Origin of the sequence: Paenibacillus zanthoxyli JH29 (genome assembly GCF_000520715.1) — a bacterium.
Classification (GTDB): domain Bacteria; phylum Bacillota; class Bacilli; order Paenibacillales; family Paenibacillaceae; genus Paenibacillus_AQ; species Paenibacillus_AQ zanthoxyli.
Genome location: NZ_ASSD01000003.1, coordinates 22,824 through 38,614 on the forward strand (window position 1 = coordinate 22,824; position 15,791 = coordinate 38,614).

A 15,791-nucleotide genomic window follows, 5' to 3' on the forward strand; every position below is an offset into this window, starting at 1 on the left:
CTCTGCTTGCTGTAAAAGCGGGCATGAGTCTTTTTTCCACGTATGCCCTTCAAGGAGGTGAAGTATACCATTGCTTTGGATCGTTCTGGCTCTCTTGTTGCTTATCATCCAAATCGCATTCGTTATCATCTTCGAATATCAGCGTCCGAACAAAGCGGTGGTTTGGCTTATTGTTTTGTTCATTTTTCCGGTTATCGGTTTCGTGCTGTACTTATTTGTTGCGAAAGAATACCTTTGCCCTCCTGCTCTTTCACGGACAGAAAAAAAGAATTGGGACCGATTAAAGGACGACCTCATTGATCGATGCAGACAGCGGGTACTAAAAAATATGCATGGGCAGACTATTGTCCAAGACGGCAATCTACATGCAATCCTCAAAAACATACAGATTGCCCCCATTACGGCTTGTAATGAAACGGAGGTTTTCATCGAAGGAAAGCAAGCCTTTGAAGCGATGATGGATGCAATTGCCGCCTCCGAGCATCATATTCATGTGGAGTTTTACATTGTTCGCGACGACCAGCTTGGTACCCGGTTTGAACAATTATTGATCCGGAAAGCGCAGGGAGGGGTGAAAGTACGCTTTTTATATGACGGGATCGGAAGCCGCCGATTAGGAAAAGCCTATTTGAAACGGCTGCGGGATGCCGGGGTGGAAACGGGGTGCTTTTTTCCTTTGCTAACCTCATTCTTCAATAGACGGCTCAATTATCGAAATCACCGTAAAATCGTGGTGGTGGACGGCAAAACCGGTTTTTTCGGCGGCTTGAATATTGGAGATGAATACTTGGGGGAAGATCCGAAATTCGGCTTCTGGCGGGATACTCACTTTAGCATTAAAGGCGATGCGGTCCTGTGGGTACAATATACCTTTTTGACCGATTGGCATTTGGTTACAGGACAAATCATAACCGAGCCCGTCTATTATCCGATTCAGGAAAGTGGCGGAAATGAGCTTGTACAAATCGTAAAAAGCGGGCCTGACGAGACGATCCTGGAGCTTATTTTCTCCCTCATCGTTTCGGCTAAGCGGCGGATTTGGATCGAGACGCCCTATTTCATTCCCGATCCCGGCATCTTATTGGCTCTGAAAACGGCCATCTCAAGAGGAGTCGACGTTCGTATCATTATACCTGCTGTTCCTGATAGAAATTTGGTTTATTGCGCAACTTTGTCCTATGTCCAGGAATTGCTGCAGGCGGGAGGGCGGTTTTATGGCTACCAGAAAGGGTTCATCCATGCCAAACTAATTATTTCCGATGATTTGGCGCTCTCCGGCAGCGCAAATATGGATATACGCAGCTTTTGCAACCAATTCGAAATCAATGCGGTCTTTTTTGACGGGAAGGTCGTTGACCGCCTGGTACAAGATTTTTACCGGGATCTTGGCGTTAGCGAGGAGATTTTACAGTCGAAATTCGAAAAACGCAGCACATTGCAAAAAATGCAGATTATTTTCGCCCGGCTACTGTCGCCTTTATTCTAGGGGTGATTTGCCTCGGCTCCCCGCCTGACAAGGATTTTTTCAGGGGCCAAAATGTTATGGAGAATATATTAAGCTTGGATACTTATCGGAGTACAGCTCAATTGAAGTAATATTGGATTCGATCAGCCGGTAATCGTCCAGTGTATTGAAAGCAGCGTTTGTCTCAATCATTGTTATTACTTTTGATACTGTTTCCGAATCTCTAATCTTCCTCCCGTTTTCATTAAACTCTACGGCGGTTGGACTAAACTCTTTCAAGCTAATCCCTGGAACATTCAGCCCTTTATATATAAAAGCAAAAGCCAGTTCATCGTCTTGAACCGCCAGCCACTTGCCGCTTTCCATGCCCGGTATTTCGTAAAATGAAGTTCTGGTCTCTCCATCTGCTCCTATTTTCCTGCCATGGGTTTCGGTCTTCAGATGCTCTGAATCATTCTTGTATGTTCTTCCGCTAGCTCCTCGTCTATTTCCCGCAGCAGCGTATCTGCGTCACTCTCGCCGGGCTCTCTTTTTCCACCAGGCAAGTAGAAGATATCTTTACCTTTGGAACGGGCGCATAACAGTTGGCCTTGAGTTATGGATACCCAGGCTATTTTATCGATCGCGGTTGTCATCCTAAGCGCCTCTCGCTTCATTTTTTATTTTGCATGACGAGGTCTCGTTTGTTTCTTCCGATGCCGCCTGATGAACACGCCCGCCGCCTAATTTGAATACCAGAATTCCGCCGACAATGACCAGTACCCCGAGCAGCTGCTGGGATGTAAAAGGAACTTTGTTTAAGCCGAGCCAGCCCATCGAATCCCACAATAGGGCGCTTCCGAGCTGTGAGATCAGCACGATGGAGATCGCATACGTAGGACCAAGCAGCCTGATCCCCAGCGTCAGACAGATAACGACACCCACCCCGATTGCGCCGCTGATCCAGTACCAAGGCTTCATATTCTCCAGACTGAACAGCCGGCCCCCTTCAAAGATCAGGCCAAAAGTCAGCGAAGCCGCAAAGCCCATTCCCAGCACCAAAGCCGTTGTAGCCCAGGACCCTGTATGTTCATTGACTTTACTGTTAAACACATTTTGCATACTTACAAGCGAACCCGCAACGAGCGCGAGTAACAGCCCTTGGATCATAAGGCGTATACCTCCTATTCATAAATATTTTGATTAGCCAGCGCGCTTAGGCCTTCCTTGTCTTTAATAACAATGAACCCTTTGCTGCGCTCAATCAGGCCTTCTGTGCATAATTTTTGAATAATCCGGTTCAGATGCCGGTAGCTGGTGCCAATAAAGTTCGCTACATCAATTAGGCGGAAGCTGTTAAGCTGCCCCGGAATCTCGGAATCGGAATCGTCATAGGAAACCGACAACAGATAGCTGGCTAATCGCACCTCCACCGGATGCATCATATTAAAGTTTAAAAAGTTGGACTTCACATAAAACTTCCGGGTGATGACTTCGAGTAAAAAGTTCAGCAGCGGGGGGTAGTCTGAGCCGTATTTTTCAAGCATGCGATAAGGAACGCCAACCATATAGACCGGCGACACCGCCTCCACCGTATGGATAATTGGGATGTGCTGGAAATACTCAATTTCCCCAATCACCTCAATCGGCTTCTTGAACGAAATAATCAGGGTTTTGCCCTCCTCGGAGGTGGTATATACTTTAATTTTGCCTTTTACAAGCACGTACAGGACCTGTGAAGGCTCCCCCTGGGAGCAGATCAGTTCACCCTGGTCAAAGCGGAACAGCGACAAATGCGGCAGCAATGCTTCATTAAATATCGTTTCCAACTGATAAGTCTGTAAAAAAAAGTCCAGCTGCTTATGATCCTGGATTTCTTTCATCATCCGCATTCACCTCCAGCCTCCTCAAATTGTGGCGTAATCATATTATCAAAATTTAAGTATGATTACACCGGCGATCATCATTCCAAGGCCGATGAATTGCGGCAGCTTCATCTTCTGCTTCACCACGCCGAACCAACCTTTCGAGTCTACTAAAAAGGTCAGGCACAACTGGGCAATCAGCAGCGCGGATATCGTAAAGGTAACCCCGACTTGGTGAATTGCCGTCACTTCGCTGAAAATAATGACAGCCGCAAACGCGCCGCCAATAAGATATAACGGTTTGATTTGGCTAAGCCCCCGCCGTCTTCCGTCCCGGACGAACAGCAAGATCAGCAGAGCCATAATAAATCCGGTTAACTGGGTAACTGTGGCAGCTTGCCAAGTTCCAATATCTTGACTGATCCGGGAATTGGCCACTCCTTGCAACGTAATACAGGCCCCGCCCAACAACGCAAATAACAGCCCTCTCATTTCTTAACCTCTCCTCTGATGTTAGCTCTGATCTTAATTAAAAGATATCTCCAATTTTTTGGGAAGGACATATGTCCTAAATGCAAAAAGAAACGGCTCCGCTGTCCTCACGGGAGGAAAGCATCCGTTTCTCGAAGAGAAAAAAAGACCGGATATCCGGTCATATCACTGCGTCGAGTTCATCGCCTGAAGGCTGCTTGCTCGGGTTAAATACCTGTGGTCCGTATGGAGCCATTTGATTCCGTAAATGGAACCGGCAATTAGCAGCCCCAGCAATATGATGTACAGATCTCCGCGTTACATAAAATGGATATCCCTCGCCCTTTTCAAAATGCAGCGCTTTAGATCGAAAAGCTCGTTTTCTTCAGTTCTTCCGTACTGAACAGAATGTCGTATTCCTTGATGCCTTCCTGCTGAACAAAATGCTCCGCAACTTTCCGGACAGACGCCTCACTGAGTCCGTGAATCATGGCGTACAAATTATACGGCCAATCGGGATGAGCCCGGCGTTTGTAGCAGTGGCTGACTTCCGCATACCCGGCCAGCCTTTTCCCAGCCTCGGGTATATGCTCCTCAGGAAGTACGCTGACGAACAGACCATTGGCTGAAAATCCCGCTTCCCTATGCTTCAGAACGGCTCCGATTCGTTTGAGCGCTCCTCCTGCCTGCAGTGTCTGCAAGCGGCGAAACACCTCTTCCAAGCTGCATCCTGTCCTATAGGCAATCTCGGTATACGGTTCGGGTGACAGCGGAAGATCTCCCTGCAGTTCGCGGATCAGCAGCAAATCCGTATTCTCTATTTTGCAAAGCTCCTGTTTGCAGGTTGTGCCCCCATTCGGGTTCAGACTGGGTCCAATAGCTGATGCAGCCGCCTTTTCTTCCATATTCAGAAAGACCTTCAGCTTAAATATCTGCTCGGAGGGAAACGAATAGAGCCTCGGCCTGCCAGCCGCCTCACAGATTGTTTCAAGTATGGCTCCCCGTTCTTCGTCAGTTCGGGAACTCAGCGTAAACCACATATTGAGCCGGCTGCGCCGGCGGTAATTATGGGTAACGCCGCTGAAGCTGTTAACGACGGCAGCCGTCTGATAAAAAAGCTCTTCCCTTACTGTCATCGCATACAGACAGCCTCTGAATCCGAGCGCCGCCGGATTAAATACCCCGCCGATCCGCCGGATGAACCCCTCTTCCTTCAACTTTTTCAGCCTAAGCAGCATTTCATCCTGGTGTAATCCCAGTTCTTCCGCAACGGTGCTCCAAGGGTGTCTGACCAGAGGAAGCTCGATCTGCAGCCGATTCAGCAGCTTCCGGTCCAACGCATCCAGTTCCACTGTTTACCCCTCCCCGGCCTACAGCGCGACAGATCTTTTGTAACACCACGGCTCTTCAGCCATGAAATTGCCGCCGCTGTAATAGTACGATCTCGCCCGGCAGCCGCCGCAAATACCGACGTCCGGACAGGAGCCGCATTCGCCTTCATATTTCTCGAAGTTCCTTAAATCCCGGAACACCGGATTGTCCCTCCAGATTTCATCAAAAGGCTGCTCGCGAACATTCCCCACCTTAACCGGCAGGTACGGGCAAATATGCACCTCGCCATTCGGCAGCACCGAACAATAGGCGACCCCGGCGAGACAGCCCCGCGTATACCGCATTTCAAGCCCCATGCTCCTCGCAAGCGGCATAAACTGGGGAGCGCAGGTCGGTTTGATTTCGAGGGAGGTGGATTTCTGTTTGGACAGAACGCTGCGCAGAACCGAGTAGTAGCGTTCCTGCTTAAGCCCCTCCTCTTCAATGTTGACGGCTCGTCCGGTTGGGACGAGAAAGAACGGGTGCAGAGAGGAAACCTTCAGCTCCTCTGCAAGCTGAGCCACCTGCTCGAAATCATTCATATTGCCCTCGGTCAGGGTCATGTTAATCTGGACTCTCAGCCTGGCTTCACGGGCATAACGGATGCCCTCCAATGCCTGCTGCCAGCCTTCCGGCGCGTTCCTGAACCGGTTATGATACTCCGGCGTAGCGCTGTCTATGCTGATCGCGATGCCTCCCAGGCCCGCTTTCTTAAGCTCCGCTGCTTTGGCGGCAGTCAGAAGCGTACCGTTGCTGCCGAGTGCGGGACGAAGGCCGATGGATGAGGCATATGCGATCAATTCGCAAAGATCTTCGCGGATCAAGGGCTCGCCGCCGCTGAAGATGAGAAGTCTGAATCCGGCCTGCTTGATCTGATCAATGAGCCGGGTGCCTTCCTCCGTGGTTAGCTGGTCTTCTACCGGCGATGCCGGTCCGGAGTCGCGATAGCAGTGTTCACAGTATAAGTTGCATTTCTTGGTCACATTCCAGGAAACAAGCATGCGTATTCAGCCTTCCTTTCCCGTGTTATACGATTCCAATTTCGCGGTCGCTTAAATAACAGGATGGGTCCTCCGCCCAGAAATCACCGCTTACCGAAGCCCGGGCCCGGAAATTTCCGTTACAGACGTCCAGCCATTTGCATTCACTGCAGCGTCCTTTCAGCAGCGGTTTGCGATCGCGCAGGCCCGCCATTAGCGGATGAGCGGCATCGCGCCAGATTTCGCTGAATTTCTGTTTGCGGATATTGCCGATTTCGATATCTCTGGTAAACTGATCGGGATAGACGTTGCCGTGCCAATCCACACAGCCAATAGCGATACCGGAACGGTTGCCGCCGTTTCTCCGAAGCAGTTCAAGCAGCTCACCTGCATGCGCTGGGTCGTGTTCCATCATCCACTGATATAAATAAACTCCATCCGCATGGTTATCAACGGTAAGCAGCTCAACCTGTTTGCCTTTACCATGCAGGTCTATTGTCTTCGCCATAATCCGGTCCAGCGCATGCCGGGACTGCTCATGGGTAACATCCTCCTGCTGCAGAGCGCTCCCTCGGCCGGAATAGACGAGATGGTAGAAGCAGGCCCGGGGAATATTTTCCCGCTCAATCAAATCAAGGACTCCATCCAGGTCTTCATATGTATGTCTGCTGATTGTGAACCGGACTCCTACCTTCTGGCCGATGGCCAAGCAGTTGCGGATGCCTTGAAGCGCCTGCTCAAAAGAACCTTTTCGTCCGCGAAACTCATCATGGCGCTCTTCCAGCCCATCCAGGCTTACACCGACATATTTAATCCCTGCTTCTTTTAACATTTTCGCCTTATCGGTAGTGATCAGCGTTCCGTTAGTCGAAATTACCGGACGCAGCCCTTTGCTTGACGCATAAGAAATCAGCTCAAAAATATCTTTGCGGATCAGAGGCTCTCCACCGGAAAAAAGCAGGACCGGCACCTGGAATGCGGCCAGGTCATCAATAAACGCCTTCGCTTCCTCCGTAGACATTTCATCGGGATCATGAGCAGGACCGGCATTTGCATAACAATGCTTGCAGGTTAAGTTGCATGCCCGTGTTGAGTTCCATACGACGACTGGCCCTCTGCCCGCGGAAACGCCATGCGGTTTGTGTCCCGGCTTAATGGTATAACGAAGGTCATCGCCTTCTCCCTTCATACCGGTAAGCAGTTTCGTTACATTAATCATTTCCGCTCCCTCATTTTTCCAAATTTAGATACAATCTTTTTTATCGTACTATAGCTTGGGGGAATAAGAATATGCGTTTTTATCTTGCTCTTGTGCCGTATTCATGCTATCGGAAGAAGCTTCGATCACAACCAATGACTACAAATGGAGGATGGATGATTGGCATGCAATATGCAAAGCTCGGAAAGACTGGGATGGAGGTATCCAGGTTGGCTTTGGGGTGAATGAGCTACGGAATTCAAACGATGGAAGCCCTGCACGATGTCGTCAAAGCGGGTAAAGCTCGCTATATCGGAGCTTTACCCATGTATGCCCGGCAGTTCCAGAAGGCCCTATTTACCGCCGAGCGCCACGGCTGGACGAAATTCGTCAGCATGCAGAACTATCTGAATCTGCTGTACCGGGAAGAGGAGCGGGAAATGCTTCCGCTGTGCGAGGAGGTGAACATCGGCGTCATTACGTGGAGTCCGCTGGCCCGCGGGCGGTAGGAGGTTATATTTTTGAAAAGGCTCTTATAGTCATGCCCCGAAATAATTGATGATATAATTCTTGAATTGTTTAACAACCTGGGGTAAATACCGACCTTTGACAAAGGATAGAGCTGTTGTTCGGTTACAAACAGGTTCCTTTATATGGAGAGGAACGGGTTTCGTAATCAGCAGTTGACTCCAGTGATTCCATTGTGGTATTGGAAGTAAAGTTACTCCCAGGTCGTAGTTTACCATATCTAACAAGTCTGCTATCATACAACTCTCAAATATAATATTGGGAGTAAAACCAGCTTGATTGCAAAGCTTTTTTGTTAAATTCCATTTGCCTAATCCCTCCTTCAAGCTGATAAATGGTTCATTGGCTGCTTCAATAAGATTAATGCTTTTAAAGCTTGCAAACTTGTGTCTTTGAGAAACCATTAAAAATATTTCTTCCGTCACTAGCGGAATGCATTCTATGTGCTCACCTTCAATGGGAGGTGAAGAAATAGAAAAATGAGCATCGCCGTTTTGCAACTGTTGCTGCATCTCCATTGTTGAACCGGTTGCTTGACGAAAGCTTATATGAGGATATAGTTTAAAAAAATCTTGAAGAAGTGCCGGGAATAGAGAAAAGCAGTTTGAAGCTATAGAAATCTCCAGATTTTCATGCCCAATCATATCGGATAACTCTCGTTTTCCATCCTCTATCTCAAGAAATATCTTTTCTACTCTGTGAAGAAATACTCTGCCAAACTTGTTAAGCTTGATTTGTCGGCCTTGACGGTCAAACAAGCAAACACCCAAATCCGCTTCTAAACGGGCAATAACCTTGCTTAAAGTCGGTTGTGCAATATGAAGCTCATCAGCCGCATGGGTCATATGTTCATGCTTGGCAACCATTTGGAAATATTTCAATTGAAGCAGGTCCATGTATTGTTATTCTCCTTCATTAATAGTTATCAAGCTATCTATATATGAATACTATATATTTGTTATTCAGGATATATGATACTAATATAATATATAGTTCCAGAAATTAAAAATCATGAAGGAGGGATTTTTATGTGCGGTATTTTTGGGCATTATTGCGATGTGGGAAATGTAGAAATGGAAACATTAGAAAAGGCCACTGCAACTTTATTTCATCGTGGACCGGATGGAAGACGAATTTGGATATCTGAGGATAGAAAAGTGGGTCTGGGGCATACAAGGCTTAGTATTATAGATCTTGAAGGCGGAAATCAACCGCTTGAAAATGAAGACGGAAGAGTTCACGCTGTTGTGAATGGGGAGATTTACGATTTCGAGAGAATACGGGGCGAGCTTCAAGCAAAGGGACATCGCTTTAAAACAGCATCAGACAGTGAAATATTAATTCACCTTTATGAAGAAAAAGGGCTGGATGCTTTACAAGAGTTACGAGGGGAGTATGCCTTTATCATATGGGATTCTAAAAATGAAAGATTGATTGCAGCGAGAGATCGTTTTGGAGTTAAACCGCTATATTATTCATTTCACCAGGGCGCATTATTTTTAGCTTCGGAAATAAAAGCACTTTTAGCAGCAGGAGTACCCGCTCAATGGGATGAGGAGAGCTTTTATATTTCGTGTCACTTTGGGTTTACGCCTATGCAAGAACGTTCGCTCATTAAAGGGGTTTTTCAGATTCCGCCTGGACATGTTATGGTAGCAACAAAATATCAACATCGCATTTACCGTTACTGGGACTTTAATTACCCACTAAAAGAAATGCATAACAATCGTTTGGGCGATGAAGAAGCTATTGAAATGTTTAGAAATTATTTTGAAGAAGCCGTGAAGTTGCGCTTACGCGCAGACGTTCCGGTAGGGGTATATCTCAGCGGCGGACTGGATTCGTGCTCGATCCTTGGTACGGTTGCCAAATTCAGAGGAAGCGGCATAAAAGCTTTTACTATAGGGTTTGAAGAAGCACTCTATGACGAATCTGCAATCGCTAAAGAAATGGCGGAGTTTACCGGAGCAGAGTTTAGTCCATGTTATGTAACGCAACAATCTCTAGCGGATAATTTTGTGGCATCGATACGGCATTGTGAAAACGTTATTCCAAACCCGAATTCTGTAGCCAAGTTTATGCTTAGCAAGTTAGTTAGAGATTCCGGGTACAAGGTCGTTTTGACCGGTGAGGGGTCTGACGAAATATTGGCCGGATATTCTCATTTCCGTCAAGATTTGCTGCTTTATACAGAAGATCATGGAAGTCAAAATAGTATTCAAGATTCTCTTAAAGAATTAAAGAGAAAAAATTTCTTTTCGCTGGACTTATCTTCAAATGAGGTTATTGATGATAATGCCATAAATCGGCGCCTCGGTTATGTACCTTCCTGGATTAAATTAAGAATTACAAGTTCTAATAAACCTAAAAGTTTACTTTCAAATCAAATGAAGGCCAAATACTCTGAACTTGATGCCTATAGCACATTCCTAGATGATCTGGACGTAAAAAACCAACTCCACGGGCGGCATATATTAAATCAATCCTTGTATCTTTGGTCCAAGATGTTGTTGCCCAACTACCTATTAAGCAGTCTTGGTGATCGCATGGAAATGGCGCATAGCGTTGAAGGAAGAGTTCCGTTCCTGGATCACGAGTTGGTGCAATTTGCGACAACACTTCCGATATCCCTTAAAATACGGAATATGACTGAAAAATTTATTTTGCGTGAAGCGGCTCATCCTGTAATAACGAATACCATTTACGAACGGCAAAAGCATCCTTTTGTTGCGCCCTCTGCGAAAAAAACAGAGGAACCATTGTTTATATTTTTTCGTGAATATATTAGTGATTATTTGCATGAGCTGCCGTTTTTCGATAAGCAGAAGGTTGCCGAACTACTTGCGACTATTGAGGATGTTCCATCGCAGGAAAGGGAAGAAACTGATGCAACTATCATGATGCTTGCAAGCATTACAGCTTTACAAGAACAATTTGGATTGAGATAGCGGCTCTAGCCGATCCAATACAAGCAACCTCGACTGATCCCTCATCTCCTTCGGAACAGATTGGTGAACGTAACAAACGCTACTCCAGAATTGCAGAACAGAATCAATTAGCTCTTCTCTGGCCATTGCATTTGCAGATGAACGGAGTCGGCAGTCTGTCCTCGTCCGGGACTTAGAATCCGGGTGGCATCCTCAAGGGGACGAAGCCAGCGCTTCACCGACTCATATTGAGGGTGGAAGGTGTCGAGTTTGTCGAATAGTTTTAACAGTTTCCCGCTGAATCGGAGCCCACTTTTTTAGAACATTGTTTCAGCGATTGTCAGGCAAAATGGAACGTACGGCAGCCAGATATTCTATGGTAATCTCGGCTTCGTCGGAAAATTCGTACTGGACTTGTTTTTTCAATTCACGGATACCACGCAAATTTTTCTTAAGGCCTGTCTTCAGCCTTCGGTCGAGCTCCATGACAGGCCTGGAATATCCTTTAGGTTGTGGTACTGACAGTACTGGTATAGGATGTCCGGCCACACTCCAGGACATTGCCAGACGGATGGAATGTTGGCCATCGCTGACGAGTTCAATCACGGGAACCCCAACTGTTCACCGGCTTGAGTTGACGCTTCAATTCTTCCGCGCTGCCGCTACGTAGTTTTTTTGCAGAATCCCCTTATTTAAAATAACAAACCCTGCGAGTAATTCTCTCCCTCCAGCATGTCGTACTCCACTAAATGGTAATCGTCCAACAGCGCCTGCTGCTCCGCGTTCAATCCGGGAACAACGCCGGACGGCCCGATCAGCACATTTTTGCTCAAGCCTGGAAGCTCCGATTTCACCTTGTCCAACAGCTTGTAATAGGCCGGCAGCTTCTGCCCCGAAAGCTCAAAGACCGTCGGCCCGATAAAAGCGGGGCTGAGAGTACCCACCGGCTGCTTGCCGATATCGAAATTGGCCATATAAAGCAGCTTCGTCTCATGCTTCAGCCTAGGATTCGTATCCCAGCCCGCCTGCTTATAGATGTCCCCTGACAGCGCCGGAAGATGGTCGCCCCAGAATACGACAATCGTAGGCCGCTTCAACGACTTCAGCTCCTCGGCAAGATAGGCGAGCGCCTCATCGGTCAGCTTCGTATCCTGGACATACGTCTCAAGCTCGTCCTTCCGGTCGGGCGTAGCGCCGCTAACCGTTACCGTATTCGGCCCGTTATGGCCTTTGACGAACGGAAAATGATTCTGCATCGTAACCAAATGCAGGAACGTCGGCTGATCGGAGCTGTCCAGCTCACGCACCGCCTCTTTGACGGCGGCCATATCGGAGATATATCCGTCCGGCGTGATGCGCTGAGCATTCGTCATTTGATCCTGATCTGTAAACTGGTCGAACCCGAGAATAGGGTACACTTTGTTCCGGTTGTAGAACGTCTCATCGAACGGATGAAGCGCCAGCGCCCGGTATCCCCGGTCTTTGAGGATGCTGACGATCGAGGGCAGCGAGGACATTTTCACGATCCGCTGCTGGTAAGGAATGGAGCCGTCTTTGAGAAAATACATTGACAGGCCCGTCAGCGCTTCAAATTCGATATTGGCCGTATTGCCGCCAAATTCGGGTGACAACATGTAGCCGGACGGCGTATTTTTTTCCTCCTGATGGATGAATTTCAAAGGATCTTCACTAAAAGTAAATGTAGGAAGACGTGTCGGGTCAAAAAAGGCTTCGTCCATCATGTACAAGATATTTGGTGACTCGGCTGGCGCTGCCGCAGTACTATTGCCTGGAAGTGCGCTGTATTTTTCAGCGATCTTGGTGATGGCTTCCTTGCTGTAATTGTCCGGTTTCTCCATCAGATTCTGCTTCAGATTGCCTGTAAAAGCGAATAAAAATCCATTCTGTGTATAATTCACTTTCTGGTTCCAGTAAATATTCTGATAGTGGATGGAGGTTGCAAGCGTCGACTGGCCGCCGACCACCAGGATAAACCCGGCAATCATGATTGCGGAAATCATCGTAAAACCCGCCCGCAGCGGCAGCCCGATTCTGATCTTAGGAAGCTTGCGCAGCAGATAGATCAGCCCGGCAATGAGCACCACAGCCAGCACAAGCGCGAGCGGCGAAATCATGCCATTGGTAATCTTGCTCATCTCCCCCGCATTTTTGACCAGCATCAGGTCCCACGGAAACAGCGGTTCCCCCGTCGTTGCCAGCTTTTTATAATCAGCGATGCCCAGAATGACACACGCGACGAAGGCTATTAAGGGACCTATATACAAATTCGGAATAACCGCAGCAAAAGCAAGCAGCACGAAGAAAAAGAACAGGCTGCCGGCCGCATACAGCCAGTAATACCGCGATATCCATGCGAAAACGCTTCCGATATCCATGCCAAACGTAGCGGCCTGCATGATGAAGTTCAGTACAAATCCACCGATCAAAAAAGACAGCAGCATGATTCCCAACCGTTTGCCAGGCATATAATGACGCACCCTTACCCTCTCCTCGGTTTATATAGGCAAACATTATACGCCTGATTCCTTAAAAAAAGCTTAAAGTTAACAAAAAAACCACATTCGGATAACACCATCCGAATATGGCTATGAAATAATCCATCAAACCCCATCATGTGCCGAATTTTTTTACCCACTTGCTTAAAAGATCATTGATTTTCTGGACGATTGCCGATTCCGATATCGCAAGAAGCCGGCCGCCGCCGACTACGATTTTGCCGTCAACCACCACATCCTTGATTGCGGTCGGCTGCATGGAATACACGATATTGGCGAACAGCTCGGTGGCGGGTGACAGTGATAGATCATTCAGGTCCACGGAGACAAAATCCGCATAATTTCCCGGCCGGATGTCCCCTGTGGGAAGCCGCAGCAGCTCGCCGCCAGCTTGGGTGCCCATACGAAAGACCTGCCCGGCGTTAATGCAGGTACCGTCCAGCCTGGATACTTTCTGGAGCAAGGAGCACATTCTGATCTCCTCAAAAACGCTGATCCGGTTGTTGCTGCAAGCACCGTCCGTACCTAACGATACCCGTACACCCGCCGCGAGCAGGCCGGGAATATTCGTAACGCCGTCCGATAAGAACATATTGCTGGAAGGACAGTAAGCCAGCCCCGCGCGTTTCTCTCCCAGCAGGCGGATCTCGGGCTCCTCCAGCCACACCAGGTGGACAGCGATCATCCGTTCATCCAGGACGCCGAGCTTATTCAGATAATGAACCGTCCGCAGCCCGTATTTGGCAAGCGTCTCCTCTACCTCAAACGGCTCCTCCGCAACATGAATATGAAAAGGCGTATCCAGCTCCACAGCGAGCTTGTAACCGGCCTGGATCATCTCCGGCGAAGCGGCGTGAGGGCTATGCGGCGCAGGGTGGACGGTCACCATTGGATTTCCCTGATATTTTACAGCTAACTCACGGGTACGCTTGACCGCATCCGGCACCGTTTCCCGGTAGCTTGCCGGAGCTCCGTCCCAATCATACATCGTCCTCGCCAGTACAAGCCGAATCCCGAGGTCCTTGGCCGCCTTGATTACGGCTTCGTCCAGGGCATTACCCCCGTCATGCACATAAAAGAAATCGCTAACCGTCGTCACGCCGTACTTGAGCATTTCGCCAAAGGCTAATAGCGCGCCGGCATATATCGCTTCCTCATCCAAGAGCGGCGTATATTTGTACAGCGCTTGATCTCTCCACTCCAAAAAAGGCCGGTCCGCCGCGATTCCCCGCAGCAGGCTCTGAAAGGAATGATTATGCGCATTAACCGTACCCGGAAGTATCGCCTTTCCTGTCCAGTCGATTTGTACCGCTGAATGGTATTTCCTTTCCAACAGCGATTGTTCACCTGTCTCGATGATCCTGCCGCCCTCGGTGTAAATCGCCCAGTTCTGCCGGAACTGGCCGTCTACATAGACTTGATCTGCTTTGAACAGCTGCTTCAAAGTCATCGTCCTCCCGAATCCAGCCTGGAATCCAAATCCAGCAGCGTGTGCAGCAGAACATTAGCCGCCTGCTCAATGTCGGCGATGCGGCTTTCTTCTTCCGGGCAGTGGCTTTTGCCGCCCACGCTGGGGACGAATATCATTCCGCTTCGGGTGATAGAGGCCATATGGGCCGCGTCATGACCGGCCATACTTCCAAGGCGCAGTGATGGAATCCCCAGGAGCTCTGCCTGCCTTTCGATAGCTTCCATCACTGACCGGTCCATGGGAGAGGGGGCCTGATCCAGGATAACCTTTCGGGTCACAACAGACCGACGCCGTTTCGCCAATAATTCGAGCCGAAGATTCCATTCCGTTAAGACCTGCCTAATCTGCTCTTTGGACTCCCCGCGAAACTCGACCAGAAATACCGCTTCCTCCGGAATAATATTAGGGGCGTTCGCCATGAGGTGAAGCTGCCCGACCGTTCCGACCACCTCGTAGGCAGGAAATGCCCGGCAGATGCTCTCGGCGGCGAGGATCATTTCGGCGGCTGCGGTCAAAGCATCGTTGCGGTCTTCCATAAGCGTGGTTCCTGCGTGATTGGCTTCTCCCCGCACCGCAACCTCTTCACGGTAGATGCCGGTTATTGACGTAACTACGCCGATCGGAATGTTCCGGCTAATCAGGCGCCTTCCCTGCTCAATATGCACCTCGACGAAGGCGCTTATGGATTTCTTCGAAAGCACGGCCCGCTCAAAGTATTCCGGGCTTCCTCCTGCCTCTGTCAAAGCATCCGTGAGCAGCTTGCCTTCGGGATTCCTCACCCCGATGATCTGCTCCCGTGTGAGCTTGCCTGCAACAGCCCGGCTGCCGAAGGTGGACAGTCCGAACGGATTCGGTTCCTCTGCGCTGAACGACACCAGTTCGAACGGGTGACGGGTTGCTATCCCTGCATCATTCAACGTTCTTAATACTTCAAGCGCCATTAACACCCCGAGCGCTCCGTCATACTTTCCGCCGCCCGGAACCGTATCGATATGCGAGCCGCAGACGATCGGCGGCGAC

General features: G+C 48.9%; 14 protein-coding genes and 2 pseudogenes. 3 read left to right on the plus strand and 13 right to left on the minus strand.

What is annotated here, in order from left to right:
- Positions 1-70: 70 nt before the first annotated feature.
- Positions 71-1,486 (plus strand): cardiolipin synthase, encoded by a 1,416-nt coding sequence (gene cls, locus L691_RS0100135; protein ID WP_025687990.1) that lies wholly within the window; start codon positions 71-73, stop codon positions 1,484-1,486.
- A 54-nt stretch (positions 1,487-1,540) separates the two neighbouring features.
- Here the strand turns inward: cls and L691_RS0100140 are convergent, their stop codons facing one another.
- The 8 genes and pseudogenes from L691_RS0100140 to L691_RS0100175 all read right to left on the minus strand — a co-directional run bounded on the left by L691_RS0100140 (position 1,541) and on the right by L691_RS0100175 (position 7,350).
- Positions 1,541-1,831: a hypothetical protein gene (locus tag L691_RS0100140; RefSeq protein WP_025687992.1), complete on the minus strand. Its 291-nt coding sequence runs from the start codon at positions 1,829-1,831 to the stop codon at positions 1,541-1,543.
- 104 nt (positions 1,832-1,935) lie between these two features.
- Positions 1,936-2,100: pseudogene (locus L691_RS0100145) on the minus strand (NUDIX hydrolase); the annotation flags it as partial.
- A 1-nt stretch (position 2,101) separates the two neighbouring features.
- Positions 2,102-2,614 carry a DMT family transporter gene (locus L691_RS0100150; RefSeq protein WP_025687994.1) on the minus strand — a complete coding sequence of 171 codons (513 nt, stop codon included), beginning with the start codon at positions 2,612-2,614 and terminating at the stop codon, positions 2,102-2,104.
- 14 nt (positions 2,615-2,628) lie between these two features.
- Complete coding sequence (locus tag L691_RS0100155; protein ID WP_025687995.1) at positions 2,629-3,327, minus strand: Crp/Fnr family transcriptional regulator; 699 nt, start codon at positions 3,325-3,327, stop codon at positions 2,629-2,631.
- 48 nt (positions 3,328-3,375) lie between these two features.
- A complete protein-coding gene (locus L691_RS0100160; RefSeq protein WP_025687996.1) occupies positions 3,376-3,801 on the minus strand; it encodes a DMT family transporter in 426 nt (141 codons plus the stop codon).
- A 341-nt stretch (positions 3,802-4,142) separates the two neighbouring features.
- Positions 4,143-5,132, minus strand: a complete 990-nt coding sequence (ahbB, locus tag L691_RS0100165) for a siroheme decarboxylase subunit beta (RefSeq protein ID WP_051459265.1) — start codon at positions 5,130-5,132, stop codon at positions 4,143-4,145.
- 18 nt (positions 5,133-5,150) lie between these two features.
- The gene (locus L691_RS0100170) at positions 5,151-6,152 is read right to left on the minus strand and encodes a radical SAM/SPASM domain-containing protein (RefSeq protein WP_025687999.1); all 1,002 of its coding nucleotides are present in this window, start codon (positions 6,150-6,152) and stop codon (positions 5,151-5,153) included.
- A 25-nt stretch (positions 6,153-6,177) separates the two neighbouring features.
- The gene (locus L691_RS0100175) at positions 6,178-7,350 is read right to left on the minus strand and encodes a radical SAM/SPASM domain-containing protein (RefSeq protein ID WP_025688001.1); all 1,173 of its coding nucleotides are present in this window, start codon (positions 7,348-7,350) and stop codon (positions 6,178-6,180) included.
- Positions 7,351-7,589: 239 nt separating this feature from the next.
- On the opposite strand from L691_RS0100175, the pseudogene L691_RS0100185 reads away from it, so the two are divergent.
- Positions 7,590-7,835 (plus strand): annotated as a pseudogene (locus tag L691_RS0100185) (aldo/keto reductase); the annotation flags it as partial.
- A 33-nt stretch (positions 7,836-7,868) separates the two neighbouring features.
- On the opposite strand, the gene L691_RS0100190 reads toward L691_RS0100185, so the two are convergent.
- The gene (locus tag L691_RS0100190; RefSeq protein WP_025688003.1) at positions 7,869-8,753 is read right to left on the minus strand and encodes a LysR family transcriptional regulator; all 885 of its coding nucleotides are present in this window, start codon (positions 8,751-8,753) and stop codon (positions 7,869-7,871) included.
- 132 nt (positions 8,754-8,885) lie between these two features.
- On the opposite strand from L691_RS0100190, the gene asnB reads away from it, so the two are divergent.
- Positions 8,886-10,805 (plus strand): asparagine synthase (glutamine-hydrolyzing), encoded by a 1,920-nt coding sequence (gene asnB, locus L691_RS0100195; RefSeq protein ID WP_025688004.1) that lies wholly within the window; start codon positions 8,886-8,888, stop codon positions 10,803-10,805.
- 309 nt (positions 10,806-11,114) lie between these two features.
- Here asnB and L691_RS31680 read toward each other — a convergent pair whose 3' ends face one another.
- The 4 genes from L691_RS31680 to L691_RS0100215 form a co-directional block, all read right to left on the minus strand.
- The gene (locus L691_RS31680; protein ID WP_156934109.1) at positions 11,115-11,390 is read right to left on the minus strand and encodes a hypothetical protein; all 276 of its coding nucleotides are present in this window, start codon (positions 11,388-11,390) and stop codon (positions 11,115-11,117) included.
- Positions 11,391-11,476: 86 nt separating this feature from the next.
- Positions 11,477-13,282: an LTA synthase family protein gene (locus L691_RS0100205; RefSeq protein ID WP_025688005.1), complete on the minus strand. Its 1,806-nt coding sequence runs from the start codon at positions 13,280-13,282 to the stop codon at positions 11,477-11,479.
- Positions 13,283-13,415: 133 nt separating this feature from the next.
- Entirely contained in the window at positions 13,416-14,744 is a 1,329-nt protein-coding gene (locus tag L691_RS0100210) for an amidohydrolase family protein (RefSeq protein WP_025688006.1), read from the minus strand.
- Between the two features lie 2 nt (positions 14,745-14,746).
- Positions 14,747-15,791 (minus strand): hydantoinase/carbamoylase family amidase (locus L691_RS0100215; RefSeq protein WP_025688007.1); only part of this gene is annotated, 1,045 nt, incomplete at its 5' end.

Bases quoted from the DNA above. Each gene is read 5' to 3' on its own strand.
- L691_RS0100140 (WP_025687992.1), bottom strand. From the start codon at position 1,831: ATGGAAAGCGGCAAGTGGCTGGCGGTTCAAGACGATGAACTGGCTTTT.
- L691_RS0100150 (WP_025687994.1), bottom strand. From the start codon at position 2,614: ATGATCCAAGGGCTGTTACTCGCGCTCGTTGCGGGTTCGCTTGTAAGT.
- L691_RS0100155 (WP_025687995.1), bottom strand. From the start codon at position 3,327: ATGAAAGAAATCCAGGATCATAAGCAGCTGGACTTTTTTTTACAGACT.
- L691_RS0100160 (WP_025687996.1), bottom strand. From the start codon at position 3,801: ATGAGAGGGCTGTTATTTGCGTTGTTGGGCGGGGCCTGTATTACGTTG.
- L691_RS0100170 (WP_025687999.1), bottom strand. From the start codon at position 6,152: ATGCTTGTTTCCTGGAATGTGACCAAGAAATGCAACTTATACTGTGAA.
- L691_RS0100175 (WP_025688001.1), bottom strand. From the start codon at position 7,350: ATGATTAATGTAACGAAACTGCTTACCGGTATGAAGGGAGAAGGCGAT.
- L691_RS0100190 (WP_025688003.1), bottom strand. From the start codon at position 8,753: ATGGACCTGCTTCAATTGAAATATTTCCAAATGGTTGCCAAGCATGAA.
- asnB (WP_025688004.1), top strand. From the start codon at position 8,886: ATGTGCGGTATTTTTGGGCATTATTGCGATGTGGGAAATGTAGAAATG.